The following is a 17,609-nucleotide window of genomic DNA, read 5'->3' as shown; positions in this document are numbered from 1 at the left end:
AGCAGTTGGCGGATGACGTGATCATTCGGTTCGACCGCGTGACAAAACGTTATGAGGACGGCGTCACCGTACTGGACGAGGTCAGCTTCGACATCGAGCGGGGCAAATTCTACACGCTGCTCGGTCCCTCGGGCTGCGGCAAGACAACCATTCTGCGGCTCATTGCGGGGTTTATGGAGCCGACGGAAGGAAACATTTACATCAACGGAAAGCTTGTGAACCGGGTTCCGGCGAACAAGCGCCAGGTGAACACCGTTTTTCAGGATTACGCTTTGTTCCCTCATCTGAACGTATACGAGAACGTTGCGTTCGGCCTGCGGATCAAGAAGCTGGACCGCTTGAGCATTGATACCAAGGTGAAAGAAGCGCTGCGGTTCGTAAACCTTGAAGGCTACGAGAACCGTGACATCGCCGGCATGTCCGGCGGCCAGCGGCAGCGGGTCGCGATCGCCCGGGCGATCGTGAACGAGCCGGAGGTGCTGCTGCTGGACGAGCCGCTGTCGGCGCTCGACCTGAAGCTGCGCACGGAGATGCAGTACGAGCTGCGCGAGCTGCAGCGGCGGCTCGGCATCACGTTCGTCTTCGTTACGCACGACCAGGAAGAGGCGCTTGCGATGTCGGACGAGATCTTCGTCCTCAACAAGGGGAGGATCCAGCAGTCCGGCACGCCGACCGACATCTACGACGAACCGATCAACCGCTTCGTGGCGGATTTCATCGGCGAATCGAACATCATTCCGGGCCGGATGATCCGCGACTATCTGGTCGAATTCGCCGGCAAGCCGTTCGAGTGCGTTGACGGCGGATTCCGCGAAGGCGAGCCGGTCGAGATCGTCATTCGTCCGGAAGACCTCGAGATCACCGAGCCGGAGAGCGGCAAGCTGCGCATCCGCGTCGAGTCGCAATTGTTCCGCGGCGTCCACTACGAGATCAAGGGACGCGACGAGTCCGGCAACACGTGGCTGGTCCACTCGACGCGCAAAGCGGAGGTGGACGAGCACATCGGCCTGACCTTCGGCCCGGAAGCGATCCATGTCATGCGTTTCGGCGAGACGGAAGAAGAATTCGACAGACGGCTCGAGACCTACGGAGAGGGCAGCCATGGCTAGGACGCGAAACTTCTACCTCATCCCTTATGTCGCATGGATCGTCCTGTTTGTCGCGGCGCCGATCATCCTGGTCGCGTACTATTCGTTCTTCGATGTCGAAGGACAGTTCACGCTGGACAATTACGCGAAGTTCTTCACGCCGATCTACCTGCGCATGACGCTCGGCTCGTTCTGGTATGCCTTCCTGATCACGGCGTTCTCGCTGCTCGTGGCATACCCGACGGCGCTCATCCTGACGCGGCTCAAGCACAAGCAGCTGTGGCTGCTGCTCATCATCCTGCCGAGCTGGATCAACCTGCTGCTGAAGGCGTACGCCTTCATCGGACTGTTCGGCAAATACGGCCTGGTGAACGCGGTGTTCGAGATGGTCGGCATCGGGGGCCGGCAGCTGCTGTTCAACGACTTCAGCTTCGTGTTCGTGTCGGTGTACATTTTCATCCCGTTCATGATCCTGCCGATCTACAACGCGCTGGAAGAGCTGAATCCCGCCCTGATCGACGCGTCCCGCGATCTGGGCGCTTCGGCATGGACGACGTTCCGGCGGGTCATTTTCCCGCTGACGCTGGACGGAGTCAAGGCCGGCTGCCAGGCCGTGTTCATTCCGTCGCTGTCGCTGTTCATGATCACCCGGCTCATCGCCGGCAACCGGGTCATTACGCTCGGCACGGCGATCGAGCAGCATTTCCTCGTGACGCAGGACTGGGGAATGGGCGCGACGATCGCCGTGTTCCTGATCATCGCCATGGCCCTCATCATGTTCGCGACCGGCATCGGAAAGCGGGGTGCGCTCCGTGGATAGAAGGTGGCGCTGGTCGAATCTGTATCTCACGGCCGTCTTCGTCATCTTGTATGCGCCCATCGCTTATCTGATCGTCTACTCGTTCAACAGCGGCGGGACGATGCAAGGTTTCGAAGGGTTTACGCTCGAATGGTACGGGGAAGTGCTGCAGGATACGCGGCTGCTCATCATCGTGCTGAACACGGTCGTCATCGCGCTGCTCTCGGCCCTCGTCTCGACGATTCTCGGAACGATCGGCGCGCTGGCGATCTATGAGGTGAAGCGCCGCAGCCGGAAGAACGCGCTGCTCGCGCTGAACAACGTCCTGATCGTCAGCCCGGACGTCATCATCGGCGCGTCGTTCCTGATCCTGTTCACGATCATCGGCATCCAGCTCGGCTTCGTGTCGGTGCTGCTGTCCCACATCGCGTTCAGCGTGCCGATCGTCGTCCTGATGGTGCTGCCGAAGCTGCAGGAAATGCGCACGAGCATGCTCGACGCCGCGCGCGACCTGGGCGCCAACGCGTGGCAGGTGCTGACACGGGTCGTCGTGCCGTACATGAAACCCGGCATTTTCGCCGGCTTCTTCATGGCGCTCACCTACTCGCTGGACGACTTCGCCGTGACGTTCTTCGTCACCGGGAACGGCTTCTCGACCTTGTCCGTCGAGATCTACTCGCGGGCGCGGCAGGGCATCTCGCTCTCGATCAACGCGCTCTCGACGCTGCTGTTCCTGTTCACCGTCGCGCTCGTCATCGGGTATTACTTCATCAACCGCCGCAACGCGCGGCTCGCAGAAAGCGGTGAACGCCGATGAGACAGCTCGTGCAACTGTTCGCGGTTATCCTCGTCGCGTCGCTGGGCCTCATGGCGTGGACGAACGCGCTCAACCGGAGCGCGGGCTACGCGGGGGCGGACACGATCACCGTCTTCAACTGGGGCGATTACATCGATCCGGAACTGCTCAAGGAGTTCCAGGAGCAGACGGGCATCACCGTCATCTACGAGACGTTCGATTCGAACGAAGCGATGATGACGAAGATCGCCCAAGGCGGAACGACATTCGATGTCGCGATGCCGTCCGAATACGCCGTCGAGCGCTTGATGGAAGACGGCCTGCTGGTGCCGCTCGACCATTCCAAGCTGCCCAACATGGCGCATATCGATCCGCGGTTCATGGACATGTCCTATGATCCGGGCAACGTCTATTCCGTGCCGTATTTCTGGGGTACGGTCGGCATCCTCTACAACCCCGAAGCGTTCGACGAGCCGCCTGTCAGCTGGGACGCGCTCTGGGATCCGTCCCTGAGGAACGACATCCTGCTCGTCGACGGCGCCCGTGAGATTATCGGCATGGGGCTGAACAGTCTGGGCTATTCGCTGAACGACACGGACGAGGAGCACCTGCAGGAAGCGCTGGCCAAGCTGAAGCGGCTCACGCCGAACGTGAAAGCCATTGTCGGCGATGAGATCAAGATGCTGATGACCGGCAATGAAGCTTCGGCGGCGGTCGTCTGGTCCGGTGACGCGGCGGAAATCATGTGGGAGAACGAAGACCTGGACTACGTCGTGCCGGAGGAAGGGTCAAACCTCTGGTTCGACTCGATGGTCATTCCGAAGACGGCGCGCAACATCGAAGGGGCGCACCTGTTCATCAACTTCATGCTCGATCCGGAGAACGCGGCGCGGAATGCCGAATATGTCGGCTACTCGACGCCGAACGCCACGGCGCTGGAGATGCTGCCCGAAGAGATCCGGGAGGACGAGCGGTTCTATCCGGGCGACGAACTGATCGCCCGGCTGGAGGTCTACGAAAATCTGGGCAAGCGGATGCTCGCCTACTACAACGACCTGTTCCTCGAGTTCAAGATGCACGCGAAATGATACAAAGCCGGGAGCCTGCGGCGGTTCCCGGCTTTCGGCGTTTCGGACTGTTGGCATATTTGATCGGTTAAGCTGTAGGGGATCATGTTCCGGAAGCGAAGGAGTGAACGGCATTGACGAAGACTGTCGATTACAAGAAAGATTTCAAGCATCTTTATGTGCCGCCCGCGGAGCCCGTGGTCGTGGAAGTGCCGCAGCTGCCGTTTATCATGCTCGGCGGCTCCGGGGACCCGAACGGCGAGGCGTTCGTCAAACAGACGGAGGCGCTGTACAGCATCAGCTATGCGGTCAAAATGTCGTACCGCAGCGGCGATGCGCCGGCCGGCTATTACGCGTACAAGGTGTTTCCGCTGGAGGGGGTATGGGATCTGGTGGACTACACCAGGCCTTCGACGGACAAAAGCAATTTCAAATACACCCTCATGATCCGGCAGCCGGATTTCCTGACCGAAGACGGGTTCCGGCGCTTCCTGGAGCAGACGAAACGGAAAAAGTCCAATCCGTATCTGGATCATGTCCGGTTCGAACGGATGGAAGAAGGGCTGTGCTGCCAGATGCTGCACATCGGTCCGTATGACGATGAACCCGCAAGCTTCGCGCGCATGGAAGCGTATTGCGCTGAACAGGGTTATGTCCGGGCGTCCAAGACGCATCGGGAAATCTACCTGTCCGATCCCCGCAAGACCGAACCGGCGAAATTGAAAACGGTGCTCCGATTCCAGGTGCATAAGCGCTAATCGCCCCGGATGGAGTCTCCAAAGCTTTTCCGCCAACCCCGACCAAAGTCTGGCGCCCGATCCTTCCGCGGCCGGTACCTGGAGCGCAGGGTGCTGGTGTACACTTTGATCAACCACAGATGAGCGGAAAGGGTGTATTTGTCTGTCATGAGCCGGTTGGCAAGAACGATCGTTGGCGTCATCCTGGTCGCAGTCGGAATTATTGCGTTGGTGAAATATGTCTTCGGCTACGAATTGCGCGAGACCTATGAGCATGCGTTGGCGCTCGGGGATCACGTGCGGGAGATCCGGATTGAGAGCGACAGCTACGCGCTGGAGATCGATTTTACGGTCAGCCAAGAGAATGTCGTCCGGATCGAGGGAAAGGCGGCGCCGAAAACGGTGAAGCAGATCCGGTCGGCCGAAGTCAAGAACGGCATCCTCTATCTGCAGTTCAAAGACCAAGATCCATGGTACTGGGGCTTCTTCCCTGACTTCACTTGGAACGAGAGGCAATCCATCACCATCTCGCTGACGGAAGAATCGCTGGAATCGTTCGAGACGCTCAAGGTCAGCAGCGATGCAGGATCGGTAAGCGTGGATGGCGCCAAGGCCCGGGATCTCGTCATCGGATCCGATTCCGGCAGCATCCGGCTGGGCCGTCTGCAAGGCGGCACCTTGACGGTGACGTCCAACTACGGCGGAATCCGGCTGGAAAGCTACGAGGGCAAAAGCCTGGCGCTCCGTTCCGAGTCCGGAAGCATCCATGCGGACGAGATACACGCCGGCGTGACGGCCGTATCCGATTCCGGCAGCATTACCATCAATCATTTGAAAGGCGCCGGCAATATCGAGACCGACTCCGGTTCGATCCGCATCGTGAAAAAAGACGAGATGGGCGCCGTCGTATCCTCCGATTCCGGCAGTGTCCACATTATCGTGCCTCTCTCGTACAGCGGCTCCTATGATTTGAAATCCGACTCCGGCTCGATCCACCATCCGGATGCCGCCGGCACGTCGGGGGAAGTCATCAAAGTGCGAACCGGGAGCGGCAGCATCCGGATTGAGCAATAACCTGATTTCAAAAGGCCGGAAATGCCCACAAACAGGGCATTTCCGGCCTTTATTCTTGTTGTGACGTGCCTAAGAATGTCGTTCCGGGCATAAGAAACTATTACGACGCATAACAAGGAAGGGGGTATTGCGCTTCCGAAGATCTTTGCAAGCGTTTACTACTTACTTGCCGAGCGCAATAAATTTTACAGAAAATTGGAACTTGATTAATTCTCCGCTGACAAAATGACAGTACGCTGATTTTGTCGAATTCGATCAACATTGCACAAGACGCAGCCTTGTTCGCTTTCCCAATCAGCTGAAGGAGGATACGGATATGGACAGAGACGATCACCGGCCGCTTGTCATCGCCCACCGGGGGGCCGCGGGGCAGGCACCGGAAAACACGCCGGCCGCCTTCCGGCTGGCGGTCGAGCAAGGGTGCGACATGATCGAGCTGGATGTGCAGCTGTCTGCCGACGAAGAAATCGTGGTCTGCCATGATTTCGAAGCGGACCGCACAACGAACGGGTCCGGCCTCATTCGGGAAATGACGCTTGAAGAGCTGCGGCGGCTGGACGCCGGCGCCTGGTTTTCACCGGAGTATGCCGGTGAACGGATCCCGACACTGCGTGAAGTGTTCGATCTCGTCCCCTCCTCCGTCGGGATCAACATTGAATTGAAGTGCAGCGACAACCGGATCATCCATCTTTTGTCTTCGCTGATTCGGGCGTGCGGACGAACGGAGTCGGTCGTCATTTCTTCCTTCGACCATCGGCTTTTGCACCGGTTGAAAACGGCCTCGCCTGATCTGCGCATCGGTCTGCTGTACTCGGCCAATTTGCTGGATCCCGTGAAGCTTGTGCGCGATTTCGGTCTGGACGTTTACTCCATGCATCCGCATTTTGCCTTGATTGAACCGGAAGACATCGCGGCGCTGCGCGCAAACGGACAACAAGTCTATCCATGGACGGTCAATGATCCGGAGGCCATGAAGCGGCTGCTGGCCCGGGGCGTCTCGGGCATCATTACCGACTATCCGGACAGACTGCGTCGGCTGGCCGGATCGTCGATAGAGAGGAGTCTGCAGGATGGCTGAAGCCCAATCCATGAGGGCAGTGAAGCGGAGAGAGAACCTGCTGGGCTATTTGTTCCTGCTGCCCTGCCTCCTGTTCTTCGGAACGTTCCTGTTCTATCCGTTGTTCAAGTCCATCGTGCTCAGTTTCCAGCTGACGAATCCGCGGGGCGAGGCGGTGGCGTTCGCGGGATTGGACAATTACGCGAGCATGTTCACGTCCGGAACGTTCCTCTCGACGTTGAAAGCGACGGTGCTCTTCACGTTGTACACGGTTCCTCCCGGCATCCTGATCGCTTTCGCGCTGGCCTGCATGACCAACGCCAGGCTTCCGGCGATGAAGTCCTTTCAATTCATCTTCTCGATGCCGATCGCCATTTCGGCCGCTACCGGCGCGGTCATCTGGGCGCTCTTGTTCCACCCCAGCACCGGCATGCTGAATTACGCTCTCGGCCTGCTCGGCATCTCGCCGATCCCCTGGCTGGTCGACCCGAAATGGGCGCTCATCTCGGTATCGCTGATGACGGTGTGGATGAATCTGGGGTTCAATTTCATCGTGTTGACCGCCGGGTTGCAGGGCATTTCGGAAGATATTTACGACAGCATGAAAATCGACGGAGCCGGACCGATCCGGAGCGCCTTCAGCGTGCTCATCCCGCTCTTGTCGCCGACCCTGTTCTTTCTGCTCATCGTTTCGGTCATCAATGCGTTTCAAACGTTCGGGCAAATCCACATCATGACGAAAGGCGGCCCCATGAACGCCACGAACGTGATGGTCTACCAGATCTACCAGGAAGCCTTTGTGAACTGGCGCTTCGGTTCGGCCAGCGCGCAAGCGCTCGTCTTGTTTGCGATCATTCTGCTGCTGACGCTGCTGCAGTTTTTCTGGCTGGAGAAGAAGGTGCATTATCAATGATCATTCGCACGATCAAGCATCTTCCCTTGTATGCGGCGCTTGCGGTGTGCGCGTTGGCGGTGTTGTACCCGATTATCTACACGTTCTCATACGCCCTGATGACGCCCTCGGAAGCGCAGGCCTATCCGCCGAACATCCTGCCTTCCGGCATTTACTTGAAAAATTTCTCCGACGTGCTGAACCTGGTGCCGATTGACCGGTTTCTGCTCAACAGTTTTATCGTCTCGATCGCGGTTGTGGCCGGACAGCTGATCACGTCCAGCCTGGCGGCTTATGCCTTCGCCTTCATTCCGTTTCGCGGCAAAAGCCTGGTGTTCTCGCTGTTCCTGTCCACGATGATGATTCCTTGGGAAGTGACGATCATCCCCAACTACATCACCATTCGCACCTGGGGATGGATGGACAGTTATGCCGGGCTCACCGTTCCGTTCATGGCCAGTGCCTTCGGCATCTTTCTGCTGCGGCAACATTTCCTGCAGCTGCCGAGGGAACTGCTGGAAGCGGCGCGAATCGACGGCTGCGGCCACTTCCGCATTTTCGCCGGCATCGTGCTGCCGACCGCCAGGCCGGCTCTGGCGACGCTCGCCGTCTACCAGTTCCTCAACACCTGGAACATGTACTTCTGGCCGCTGCTGATCACGAACCGGGATACGATGCGAACCGTGCAGATCGGCATCAGCATGCTGAAATGGGAGGAAGCGATGTCCCACAACCTCGTGCTGGGCGGTGTCACGCTCGTGCTGCTGCCATCCCTGCTTACCCTGGTATTCGGGCTCAAGCAGCTCGTCCGGGGCATTACGGCAGGCGCCGTGAAAGGTTGAAATTTGTTTTTATCAGAAAGGGAGGATTCCATCATCATGAATCGGTCGCTCAAGTCGATCAGCAAGAAAAAATCCGTCGTGATCGTACTTCTTGTTCTGCTCCTGGCATTCATGACGGCATGCAGTTCCGGCGGGAACACTGACAGCAACTCGGGCGGAGGTTCGTCTTCCGACTCTTCCGCAAGCCCGGATTCGAACGGATCTTCCGGCGGCAACCGTTCAAATCCGATCAAAGTGACGTTCTGGCATTCCATGGGCGGCGAAGTGGGCCAAGCGGTGGACCATTTGGTAGCGGAATTCAACAAGTCCCGCTCGGACATCCAGGTTGAAGCGATCTATCAGGGCTCTTACGACGAAAGTCTGAGCAAAATGAAAACCGCCATGGGCAGCGGCACCGGTCCCACCATCGTCCAGGTCTACGAAATCGGAAGCCGGTTCATGATCGATTCCAAGGCGATCACGCCGATGCAGAAGTTTATCGATGCGGACAACTTCGATCTCAGTGAGCTGGAAGAAAACATCCTGGGGTACTACACATTCGACGGCCAGCTCTATTCGATGCCGTTCAACACGTCGAACCCGATTCTGTACTACAACAAAACGCTGTTCCGGGAGGCGGGACTGGATCCGGAAAATCCGCCGAGGACATTCAGCGAGGTGAAGAAAGCGGCGGAAGCGCTGACGAAGGACGGCGTGTACGGTGCATCCTTCGCCATTTACGGGTGGTTCATGGAGCAGCTGTTCGCGGTGCAGGGTCAGGAGTATGTGGATAACGGCAACGGACGCGAAGGGTTTGCCACCCGGTCGCTGCTCGCCGGCGAAGCCGGCACCACCGTCATGAATTGGTGGAAAGACATGATCGACAGCAAGGTGATGCTCAATCTGGGCCGCTCGACGGCGGATACGAAGACGGCCTTCAACGCGGGGCAAGTGGCGATGATTCTGGACTCGACGGCGGCGCTGCGCGGCATTGTGGACACCGTAGGCGGCAGCTTTGAAGTCGGCACGGGATTCCTGCCCCGCCCGGACGGAGCCGAAGACGGAGGCGTCATCGTCGGCGGCGCGAGTCTGTACATCCTGAACGATCGGCCGGAAGAAGAACAGCAAGCGGCCTGGGAGTTCATCAAATTTGTCGTATCGCCCGAGCAGCAGGCGTATTGGCATGTGAACTCCGGTTATTTCCCGATCACCAAAGCCGCGTATGACCAGCCGCTGGTGAAGGAAAATATGGAGAAATTCCCGCAGTTCAAAACGGCCGTCGACCAGCTGCACCAATCGAAGCTGAACAACGCAACCAAGGGCGCCGTGATGGGCATCTTTCCGGAAGCCCGCCAAATCGTGGAGCAGGCGATGGAGGAAATCATCAACGGGGCCAAATCAGTGGAACAAGCGCTGGCCGACGCCGAAAAAGAAATTACGGAAAAAATCCAGGCCTACAACAAGACCGTGCAGTAAAGCGCAGAAAGGGGCTTCCCCGAAAGGGAAGCCCCTCATGTCATGAATTCAATACGCTTACCAGTTGTTCACCACTGTAGTCGCCGTGGGCATTTACTCGATAAATCATAGGATTGCCGTCGCGCAGATTTTTGTCTGTTTTTATCGTGACATGCAGTTTAAATCCGGCTTCTTTGGCTAATTGGATGACCGTTTTATCGTAAACACCGTATGGATATGAAAGGGCAATTGATTCTTTGCCGACATGCTGCCGGATGAGATCCCGCGATGTTTTAAGATCATTTAGAATTCTGTTTTTATAGGATCGTTCATCCTCATTGGCATTTCTGGCCAAAATTGCGGCTTTTTGCTTCTTTCCCTGCTGCACATAGTAGTGCAAATCATGCGTATGGCTTTCGATATTGATGACCCCGGAATCATACATTTCTTTGGCCTCTTCCCAAGTGAAGTGCCGTGAAAATCCTGGTTGCTTGCCTCTGTAACTCGTAATGATATAAATGGTTGCCCTCAAGCCTTTCTCCTTTAGAATCGGATAAGCGATCGAGTAATTGTTTGCATAGCCATCGTCTATGGTGATCAGCAGCGGCTTCTTTGGAAGTTTATAATGAGCGTTCGTTTTATACTGGTATAAATCTTCTTCCGTAATGGTTTCATAACCTGCCTGAATTAATTTATCCAAATGTTCACGAAATCTCTCGGGTGTAACGGTCAAGGAATCCGATCGGTTCGGATCAAAATGGTGGTACATGATGACATCAATTTTTTTCGGATGATATAAATATGCGCTTGTGATGGGTTTGATATGGATCAGCAACTTCTTTGTGTCCAGCAAAAGCTCCATCATACTTTTATCCAGGTGGTCAAATTTTATGTTAAATAGTTTGGCAACATCCCTGACAGAGGCGTATACTGTATTCTGAATTTTTTTGGTTGGATTGGATAAGGTAATGGTCTCCCCATTTATTTCACCAATGGCAGATTGAAACCCCAATGTAATAGCACCTTGATTTGTGGAGAAAAAAATTTTTTGTTCATTGACATCAAAGGATAATTGATTACCGAACTGGCGCCATATTTCGCCTATGGGGATATAGGTAACGCCATTTTCCAAGTATCCGTAGATGACTCTGGTGTTATCATAGGATTCGAAAATGTTGTTGTTTTCTGCATTCACAGGAGCGTTCATCATGAAAATGCAAAAAATGAAACAAAACGATAATAATTGCAATTTCAGCTTCATAGAATGCTGCCTCCGGATTTATCTTCAATGAATAATATGGTTTTGCTTGATATATCGGGAATGACAACCATTTAATAAAGATTTGCTGGTTCTATACGGAGACCGCATCACGAAAAAAAAAGAACGGGCCGCAACAGGTCTCCAACTTTCAACCTGTCACAACCCGTCTTTCGAATCTTACACAGCTCTCGACTTCTACTCCCCGCCTTTCGCCACCGGATTCTCCTCGTACGAGATCCAGTCGCTCCAGCTTCCCGCGTACAGCTTTACATCGCGGTATCCCGCTTCCATCAGCGCCAGCACGTTCGGGCAGGCGGTCACGCCCGAGCCGCAATAGACGATGACCGGCTTGTCCTGCGGCAGCGCCGCGAACCGCTTCGCCAGTTCTTCCGGGCTGCGCCAGCGGCCCGCTTCGTCCAGGTTCTCTTTCCAGAAGCGGTTGACGGCGCCGGGGATGTGGCCGGCGGCCCGGTCGATCGGCTCCGTCTCGCCGCGATAGCGGGCGGGCTCGCGCGAATCGACAAGCGCGCTCTCCCCGGTCCGGACGGCGTGACGCACCGCTTCGACATCCGCCAGCAGTTCCTGCCGCACGTCCGGCACATACGTCTTCGGCACGCGGATCGGCGGCGGCGCGTCCGTCACCGGGAACCCGGCCTTCTTCCAGGCGGAGAAGCCTTCGTCCATCACATAGACCCGCTCGTGCCCCATGTAGCGCAGCAGCCACCAGAACCGCGCGGCCATCGCGCCGCCCTGGTCGTCGTAGGCGACGACCCGCATGCCGCGGTCGATGCCGGCCTTGCCGAGCTTCGCCGAAAGTTCCCGGATGTCCGGCAGCGGATGCCGTCCGCCGTGCTTCCCGACGGGTCCGGACAGGTCGCGCTCCAGATCCATGTAGATCGCGCCGGGGATGTACGACTCCTCGTAGCTGCGCCGGCCTGCCTCCGGATCGCTCAGCAGAAACCGGCAGTCGACGATGGCCAGATCCGGCTCATACATCCGCGCAAGCACCCAGCGCATGCTGACGATCGCTCTCATCCGAATACGCCTCCCGTCTCCTGTTCAGGCGTCATGCGTTCGCTTTTGTCCCGGTTGTTTAATGTCGGCCGGCGTCCAGGACATTAGGCTGCATCTTGCCCTGATGGATCGCCCGGACCGTGAGCGCCATGACGCCCAGCAGCGCAATGAGCAGCGATGCCGCGGCCGCGATCATCCACAGCGTGCCGACGGCTCCGTAATGATCCATGATCCACCCGGTCGTCCGCGGCAGCAGGGCGCCGCCGACGCCGCCCGACGCGATCAGCAGGCTCGTCGTCCGCTCCGTCATGCCGGGAATGTATTGATTCACGTACAGCAGCGCGACCGCGAACACGCCCGACCAGAGCAGTCCCGCCAGCCCGATCCAGAGCAGCGAAGCGCCGGCGCTGCCCGTCAGCGCCAGCATGACGAGCATGCCCGTCCCCGCCGCGGTGGAAATCAGCAGGTAGCGGAAATAACCGCTGCGGTCCGCAATGCGCCCCGCGAACATCCGTCCGACGACCATCAGCCCCCAGAAGACGCTCAGCGAGGCCGAGGCGGCCGCCTCGCTCATGTCGGTCCGCTCGAGCAGAATGGCCGGCAGATAGTTGCTGTAGCTCATCTCCATGCCGACATAGAGCGCGAAGTAGAGCGTGCCCGCCAGCAGCAGCGGCCAGGCGGCCGGCGCATAGCGGGCCGGCTTCAAGGCCGGCCGGTCTGCCGCCGCGGCTGCCCGGTAGGCGACCAGTTCGTCCACCTTCCCGAACGACATGGTCAACCAGAGCAGCATGGTGATGCCCGAGAGGGCGGTCACGATCGGGAACGCCATCTGCCAGACGTCCGCACGGATCAGCAGCCCCGCCAGAATCGGCATGACGAGCGCCCCGATGCCGAAGAACGTCTCCAGCTTCGCCATGGCCGAAGCTTTGCCGTCCGTTACGAATTCAATAATGATTGCGCCAAGCACCGCTTCCGTCATGCCGAACCCGAACCCCGCCAGCGGCGCGGATGCGAGCATCCAGCCCCACGGCAGCAGCAGACTGTAGGCCGCCTCCGCGACGGTCAGGCAGCCGAGCGCCAGAATGAGCGCGCTCCGGCGGCCCAGCCGTCTGGTGACCAGCGGCGCGCCAAGCACGCCAACCAGAAATCCGACAAATTGATTCATGATGAATTGGCCGCCGTCCCCGTACTCAACGCCGTATGCGCCGATCAGCGGCACAAGCACGGCGCCCGCCACGACGTGCGCCATGCCGATGACCATATAGGACAGGCAGCCGAGCCATATCAAACGATTCATACCCAGCTCCTGATCATCTCCGTGTCCGGACAAGATTGCAATAGTTATGCCAATTACCCTTTATCATAACACGGCTGCTCGGCAATGTTATAATCAATTCGTGAAGTTTTCGTTGAAATTGGCTGCTGCCGCAAGGAGGGTTCCGGGGATGACGGGTATGATGGCAGAGCACGATGGAGACGGCGGACTCCCCGTGGAGCTGCGCGGCATGCGCATCGTGCCGATGTCGGCCGCCCATGCCGAAGCGATCTGCAGCTGGCGCTATCCCCCGCCGTACGACCGGTTCAACTGGCCATCCTGGGAAGAAATGAGCGCCCGCGGCATCGAGTTCGGCGACCCGTGGCTGCGGAAAACGCAGTACGCCGCCGTGCTGAACGTTAGGGATGAGCTGATTGGCTACGTCCAATTTTTTCCCCTGCTGAAGGTTACCCGACTCGGCCTCGGTCTGCGCCCGGACCTGTGCGGCAAAGGCGCGGGCGCCGTCCTGACCCGGCTCGCCGCGGAAGAAGCGCTCCGGCGCTCTCCCGGCGACGAAGTCGATCTGGAGGTGCTCGCCTGGAATACCCGCGCCATCCGCGCCTACGAGAAGGCCGGCTTCGTTCTGGACGACACTTACTGCCGCCAGACCTCCGCCGGCCCTGAAATGTTCCATTGCATGGTCTACCGGCCCGCTATTCCGCAAGCCCCGAACCATCCGTTTTGACCGCCGCTTCTTCATCCATGATATCGAAGAGCACGATGAGACCCGGCGCAAGCGAAGCGGAGATCGTGCGGATCCATCGGCGCGTGCCGAGATCCGCGTAACTCCGCGAAATGTTCGCGTTCACGCCGACCGCGGGGTGCAGCATGTCGGCCACAAAATACGGCCGCCAGCTCCAGTTCGAGCCGCGGTACTCAGGCTGCCTCACCCAACGGCCGCCCTCGCGCTGGAAGTTGGACGACAGCTGCTCGCCGTCCTCCCGGCACAGATAGACGCGGATGCAGGTATCCGGCAGCTTCTCCGCCAGTCCTTCGACAAGCCGGTCGTACCGGTCGGCATCGTCTGCCGAACCGCCGGCGCTGCCCAGGCCGCTCCGGACGGACTGCAGGCAGCCGGACAGCATCTCGCCGGTTTCCCGCCAGCGGGCTTCCGACCGCCGGACGCTCCGGCGATGCTCCGCCAGTCCCCTGTCCACGATGCCGGCATACCGATCCTTCGGCTGAAAATCCGGCTCGGCCGGCGCGAACAGATACCCTTGCACATACCGGGCGCCCAGCTGGATGGCCCGCTGCAGATCGTCCTCGGTCTCGACGCCCTCGATCAGGAGCGACGCCCCGATCTGCTCGGCGAGGACCGAGTAGCTGCGGAGCACGGCCAGATAGCCGCTGTGGCTTGCGCTGCGCTTCATGAGGTGAATGTCCACCTTCAGAATATCCGGGTGGAGTTCGGCGATCCGATCCGCCGAATTGAACCCGGTGCCGGTATCGTCGATGGCGATCCGGCAGCCGGCGCGGCGATAGATGCCCACGATCTCGCTCAGCCGCTGCATGGAGCCGGCATAACGGTCTTCCGTAATCTCGATGACCACCCGGTCCGGATGGATCCCGTGCCGCTCCAGCATGCGGAGCGTCTGCAGCTTCCCTTCATCCTGGTAGGTCCGGTCGATCCAGGAAGGCTTGACGTTCAGGAACAACAGCGGACGCTGCGTTTCCGACGCCTGAGCCAGACGGGCGATGGCGCGTTCCCGTATGATGCGGTCGACCCGGACCTGCTCCCGGACATCCACGTTTGCATCCGCAAAGAACGGACCAAGGCTGGCCGCTCCTTCATTCGTCCGGTACCGGCCCAACACTTCATAACCGATCACGAACCGGCTGTCCAATGCCAGGATGGGCTGAAAATAAGGCATCAGATCGCGTTCGTCCAGCATGAAGGGCTGCACCGTATATTTCAGCGACATGGTTTTGAACTCCTTGAGGCGTTAATGTCACATATTTTCACATGCTTACATTACCTCGATTGTACGGATTCTGTAATTCTTTGTAAAGCATGCGTTCAAATGAGCCGGACGATGCGGCTTTCCCTGTTATTAATGGAAACTTCGATTACATGGAACTTCGGATGGTAGACGACTTTGCCGGCGCCGACGGCAATGACCGGCTGCGCGCCGAGTCCGTAGAACACGTCATCCGCAATGGCTTCCAGCGTCTCGCGCCGCTCCTGTTCCCCCAGCCCGGCCCATTCTTCGGCCTCCATGCCGCACAACCGGTAGCTGTCCTCGATGCCGCCGACCGCTTCGGTCAACTCCCGCAAAATGTCCCCGTACGCCCGACCGTGCCTGACTCCCATAGACATCCATCCTTTCGAAGCCGCAGCATTTTATCCGCGGGAAGAACGCGTTTCCCCGCGGCATTGGCCGGCCGTCGGCCTGCACGGCTGATTTTGTCGGCTCAAAATCTAATAATCTCCACAAGAATGACGATAAATACTATATGGCATGTGTCGATCGGACCCGATTCATGCCGCAAGGCGTATCCCAGTCCTACCATCATCTCTTAAAGTCAGTGCGAGGTGTCTTATGGAGAAATCGACCATTACCGGCATCATTCTCGGCATTGTGGCGATCATCGGAGGCATGTTGTTGAAACACGCGCCTCTGGCACAATTGATCAACCCCGCCGCGTACGTCATCATTCTCATCGGTACGGCCGCATCCTTGTTCATGGCGTTTCCGATGTCCGAACTGAAGAAGTTTCCCGCACTGATCCGAATTCTCTTCAAGAAGCAGGAGCTGGTCTCGCGAGAAGAGTTGATCCGGCTGTTCATGGAATGGGCGACGATCACCCGCCGCGAAGGTCTGCTTGCGCTGGAGTCGCGGGTGGATGACATCGAGGATCCGTTCCTTCGCAACGGCATGCGGATGATCATCGACGGCCAGGACCAGGACTTCGTGCGCGATGTTCTGCTGGAAGAAATCCATGCGACCGAACAGCGGCACAAAGCGGGAGCGCAGATCTTCTCCCAGGCCGGCATGTACGCTCCGGCGCTCGGCGTGCTCGGCGCCGTCATCGGCCTGATCGCCGCGCTTTCGGATATGACTGACATGGCCCAGCTTGCGTACTCCATCGCCGCCGCGTTCATTGCCACAATGCTTGGTATTTTTACCGGGTATGTGCTCTGGCATCCGATTTCCAACAAGCTGAGGCGGCTCTCCCAGCGGGAAACCGAACTTCGGCTCATGATGGTTGAAGGCTTGCTGTCGATTCAATCCGGCGTCTCCACGATTGCCATCAACCAGAAGCTGTCCGTCTTCCTGACGCCGCAAGAACGGCAAGCGCTGCATGAACGCGAGGAACGCGAAAGGGAGGCGAGAGGCGTTGAGCAGACGGCATAGACACGAGGATCACGAAGAGCATCCCAATGAGACCTGGCTCGTACCTTACGCGGATCTGCTCACGCTGCTGCTTGCGCTGTTCATCGTGCTGTACGCCATGAGCTCCGTCGATGCGCAGAAGTTCCAGGAGATGAGCCGGGCGTTCAGCGTGGCGTTCAATTCCGGCATCGGCGTTCTGGATCAATCGGCCGTCGTCGTGTCCGTGGATCAAATGACGAACTCGACCGACATGGTTCGGTTGTCCGGCGGGAAAGAAGGCGTTGCCTCCAGCGAAGCGGCGCGCCGGGCGGAACAGGAGCTTCGGGAGTTCGAGCAGCTGCGCGACCAGCTCAGTCAGTATATCCAGGAAAACAATTTGACGACACAGCTCGATATCCAATTGAATCATTCGTCCCTGCTCATTACGATCAGTGACAATGCGCTGTTCGCTTCCGGCAAAGCGGACCTCACGCCGGAAGCCAAGAAGCTCGGCGTTGCGATCGGCACGATGCTGAAAAATTATCCGGGCTACGAGATCGCCGTCGAAGGGCATACCGACAACCAGCCGATCAACACCGCCGAATTTGAATCCAACTACGAACTCAGCGCGAAACGCGCGATCAACTTCATGAGGGTGCTGATCGAGGCAGGCGGTCTCGATCCCCGGCTGGTCAGCTCGACCGGATACGGAGAATTCCGGCCCGTGGCGGACAACGACACGCCCGAAGGCCGCGCGAAGAACCGGCGCGTCGAGGTTTCCATCCTCCGCAAGTTTGCGGATGTGTCCGCCGTCGAGTCGCTCCAGGTGTCCGACAATAACGCGGCAGCAACGACGGATTCATAGGCTGCCGCAACATGAAACCCCCTGTGCGAAGCGCAGGGGGTTCTTCATTGCCCG

Annotated in this window: 18 protein-coding genes; 13 read left to right on the top strand and 5 right to left on the bottom strand. The window is 58.3% G+C overall.

Translation table 11 applies throughout. The features are described 5' to 3' along the window. Positions 1-5 precede the first annotated feature (5 nt). From KJQ12_RS10630 to KJQ12_RS10585, 10 genes are all read left to right on the top strand, one after another. Positions 6-1,109 (top strand): ABC transporter ATP-binding protein, encoded by a 1,104-nt coding sequence (locus KJQ12_RS10630; RefSeq protein ID WP_015256336.1) that lies wholly within the window; start codon positions 6-8, stop codon positions 1,107-1,109. Beyond that, positions 1,102-1,908, top strand: coding sequence for an ABC transporter permease (locus KJQ12_RS10625; protein WP_213484655.1), 807 nt, complete (start codon positions 1,102-1,104; stop codon positions 1,906-1,908). The genes KJQ12_RS10630 and KJQ12_RS10625 overlap by 8 nt, the downstream gene beginning before the upstream one ends. Beyond that, positions 1,901-2,704 carry an ABC transporter permease gene (locus KJQ12_RS10620; RefSeq protein ID WP_213484654.1) on the top strand — a complete coding sequence of 268 codons (804 nt, stop codon included), beginning with the start codon at positions 1,901-1,903 and terminating at the stop codon, positions 2,702-2,704. The genes KJQ12_RS10625 and KJQ12_RS10620 overlap by 8 nt, the downstream gene beginning before the upstream one ends. Beyond that, on the top strand, positions 2,701-3,771 hold the full coding sequence (locus tag KJQ12_RS10615; RefSeq protein ID WP_015256339.1) for an ABC transporter substrate-binding protein: 1,071 nt from the start codon (positions 2,701-2,703) through the stop codon (positions 3,769-3,771). The genes KJQ12_RS10620 and KJQ12_RS10615 overlap by 4 nt, the downstream gene beginning before the upstream one ends. 113 nt (positions 3,772-3,884) lie before the next feature. Beyond that, a complete protein-coding gene (locus KJQ12_RS10610; protein WP_213484653.1) occupies positions 3,885-4,508 on the top strand; it encodes a GyrI-like domain-containing protein in 624 nt (207 codons plus the stop codon). 210 nt (positions 4,509-4,718) lie between these two features. Further along, positions 4,719-5,561, top strand: a complete 843-nt coding sequence (locus tag KJQ12_RS10605) for a DUF4097 family beta strand repeat-containing protein (RefSeq protein ID WP_244860564.1) — start codon at positions 4,719-4,721, stop codon at positions 5,559-5,561. A 316-nt stretch (positions 5,562-5,877) separates the two neighbouring features. After that, positions 5,878-6,639 (top strand): glycerophosphodiester phosphodiesterase, encoded by a 762-nt coding sequence (locus KJQ12_RS10600; RefSeq protein ID WP_213484651.1) that lies wholly within the window; start codon positions 5,878-5,880, stop codon positions 6,637-6,639. After that, a complete protein-coding gene (locus KJQ12_RS10595) occupies positions 6,632-7,531 on the top strand; it encodes a carbohydrate ABC transporter permease (protein ID WP_015256343.1) in 900 nt (299 codons plus the stop codon). Before KJQ12_RS10600 ends, KJQ12_RS10595 begins: the two co-directional genes overlap by 8 nt. Beyond that, positions 7,528-8,352, top strand: coding sequence for a carbohydrate ABC transporter permease (locus tag KJQ12_RS10590; protein WP_213484650.1), 825 nt, complete (start codon positions 7,528-7,530; stop codon positions 8,350-8,352). Before KJQ12_RS10595 ends, KJQ12_RS10590 begins: the two co-directional genes overlap by 4 nt. Before the next feature lie 36 nt (positions 8,353-8,388). Beyond that, entirely contained in the window at positions 8,389-9,807 is a 1,419-nt protein-coding gene (locus tag KJQ12_RS10585) for an ABC transporter substrate-binding protein (RefSeq protein ID WP_213484649.1), read from the top strand. Positions 9,808-9,847: 40 nt separating this feature from the next. Here KJQ12_RS10585 and KJQ12_RS10580 read toward each other — a convergent pair whose 3' ends face one another. The 3 genes from KJQ12_RS10580 to KJQ12_RS10570 form a co-directional block, all read right to left on the bottom strand. Next, complete coding sequence (locus KJQ12_RS10580; protein WP_213484648.1) at positions 9,848-11,047, bottom strand: polysaccharide deacetylase family protein; 1,200 nt, start codon at positions 11,045-11,047, stop codon at positions 9,848-9,850. Positions 11,048-11,242: 195 nt separating this feature from the next. Then, positions 11,243-12,082, bottom strand: a complete 840-nt coding sequence (locus KJQ12_RS10575) for a sulfurtransferase (RefSeq protein ID WP_213484647.1) — start codon at positions 12,080-12,082, stop codon at positions 11,243-11,245. Positions 12,083-12,140: 58 nt separating this feature from the next. Continuing rightward, the gene (locus KJQ12_RS10570; RefSeq protein ID WP_213484646.1) at positions 12,141-13,358 is read right to left on the bottom strand and encodes an MFS transporter; all 1,218 of its coding nucleotides are present in this window, start codon (positions 13,356-13,358) and stop codon (positions 12,141-12,143) included. 148 nt (positions 13,359-13,506) lie between these two features. Between KJQ12_RS10570 and KJQ12_RS10565 the strand changes: the two genes are divergently transcribed. Further along, positions 13,507-14,061 carry a GNAT family N-acetyltransferase gene (locus tag KJQ12_RS10565; protein ID WP_425315975.1) on the top strand — a complete coding sequence of 185 codons (555 nt, stop codon included), beginning with the start codon at positions 13,507-13,509 and terminating at the stop codon, positions 14,059-14,061. On the opposite strand, the gene KJQ12_RS10560 is transcribed toward KJQ12_RS10565, so the two are convergent. Beyond that, positions 14,030-15,298 carry an EAL domain-containing protein gene (locus tag KJQ12_RS10560; protein WP_213484645.1) on the bottom strand — a complete coding sequence of 423 codons (1,269 nt, stop codon included), beginning with the start codon at positions 15,296-15,298 and terminating at the stop codon, positions 14,030-14,032. The two genes, KJQ12_RS10565 and KJQ12_RS10560, sit on opposite strands and share 32 nt — an antisense overlap. Before the next feature lie 95 nt (positions 15,299-15,393). Then, the gene (locus tag KJQ12_RS10555; RefSeq protein ID WP_015256353.1) at positions 15,394-15,687 is read right to left on the bottom strand and encodes a hypothetical protein; all 294 of its coding nucleotides are present in this window, start codon (positions 15,685-15,687) and stop codon (positions 15,394-15,396) included. Positions 15,688-15,916: 229 nt separating this feature from the next. Between KJQ12_RS10555 and motA the strand changes: the two genes are divergently transcribed. Beyond that, positions 15,917-16,732 carry a flagellar motor stator protein MotA gene (motA, locus tag KJQ12_RS10550; RefSeq protein WP_213484644.1) on the top strand — a complete coding sequence of 272 codons (816 nt, stop codon included), beginning with the start codon at positions 15,917-15,919 and terminating at the stop codon, positions 16,730-16,732. Beyond that, on the top strand, positions 16,716-17,555 hold the full coding sequence (locus KJQ12_RS10545; RefSeq protein WP_213484643.1) for a flagellar motor protein MotB: 840 nt from the start codon (positions 16,716-16,718) through the stop codon (positions 17,553-17,555). Before motA ends, KJQ12_RS10545 begins: the two co-directional genes overlap by 17 nt. Positions 17,556-17,609: the final 54 nt, after the last annotated feature.

Origin of the sequence: Thermobacillus xylanilyticus (assembly GCF_907165215.1) — a bacterium.
Classification (GTDB): domain Bacteria; phylum Bacillota; class Bacilli; order Paenibacillales; family Paenibacillaceae; genus Thermobacillus; species Thermobacillus xylanilyticus.
The sequence above is the reverse complement of the archived record's forward strand: the minus strand, read 5'-3'. Positions and strand labels throughout refer to the sequence as shown.

Excerpts from the sequence above, each read along its gene's own strand:
- KJQ12_RS10555 (WP_015256353.1), bottom strand. The coding sequence starts at position 15,687 with ATGGGAGTCAGGCACGGTCGGGCGTACGGGGACATTTTGCGGGAGTTG.
- KJQ12_RS10575 (WP_213484647.1), bottom strand. The coding sequence starts at position 12,082 with ATGAGAGCGATCGTCAGCATGCGCTGGGTGCTTGCGCGGATGTATGAG.
- KJQ12_RS10615 (WP_015256339.1), top strand. The coding sequence starts at position 2,701 with ATGAGACAGCTCGTGCAACTGTTCGCGGTTATCCTCGTCGCGTCGCTG.
- KJQ12_RS10585 (WP_213484649.1), top strand. The coding sequence starts at position 8,389 with ATGAATCGGTCGCTCAAGTCGATCAGCAAGAAAAAATCCGTCGTGATC.
- motA (WP_213484644.1), top strand. The coding sequence starts at position 15,917 with ATGGAGAAATCGACCATTACCGGCATCATTCTCGGCATTGTGGCGATC.
- KJQ12_RS10580 (WP_213484648.1), bottom strand. The coding sequence starts at position 11,047 with ATGAAGCTGAAATTGCAATTATTATCGTTTTGTTTCATTTTTTGCATT.
- KJQ12_RS10570 (WP_213484646.1), bottom strand. The coding sequence starts at position 13,358 with ATGAATCGTTTGATATGGCTCGGCTGCCTGTCCTATATGGTCATCGGC.
- KJQ12_RS10595 (WP_015256343.1), top strand. The coding sequence starts at position 6,632 with ATGGCTGAAGCCCAATCCATGAGGGCAGTGAAGCGGAGAGAGAACCTG.
- KJQ12_RS10565 (WP_425315975.1), top strand. The coding sequence starts at position 13,507 with ATGACGGGTATGATGGCAGAGCACGATGGAGACGGCGGACTCCCCGTG.
- KJQ12_RS10590 (WP_213484650.1), top strand. The coding sequence starts at position 7,528 with ATGATCATTCGCACGATCAAGCATCTTCCCTTGTATGCGGCGCTTGCG.
- KJQ12_RS10560 (WP_213484645.1), bottom strand. The coding sequence starts at position 15,298 with ATGTCGCTGAAATATACGGTGCAGCCCTTCATGCTGGACGAACGCGAT.
- KJQ12_RS10625 (WP_213484655.1), top strand. The coding sequence starts at position 1,102 with ATGGCTAGGACGCGAAACTTCTACCTCATCCCTTATGTCGCATGGATC.
- KJQ12_RS10600 (WP_213484651.1), top strand. The coding sequence starts at position 5,878 with ATGGACAGAGACGATCACCGGCCGCTTGTCATCGCCCACCGGGGGGCC.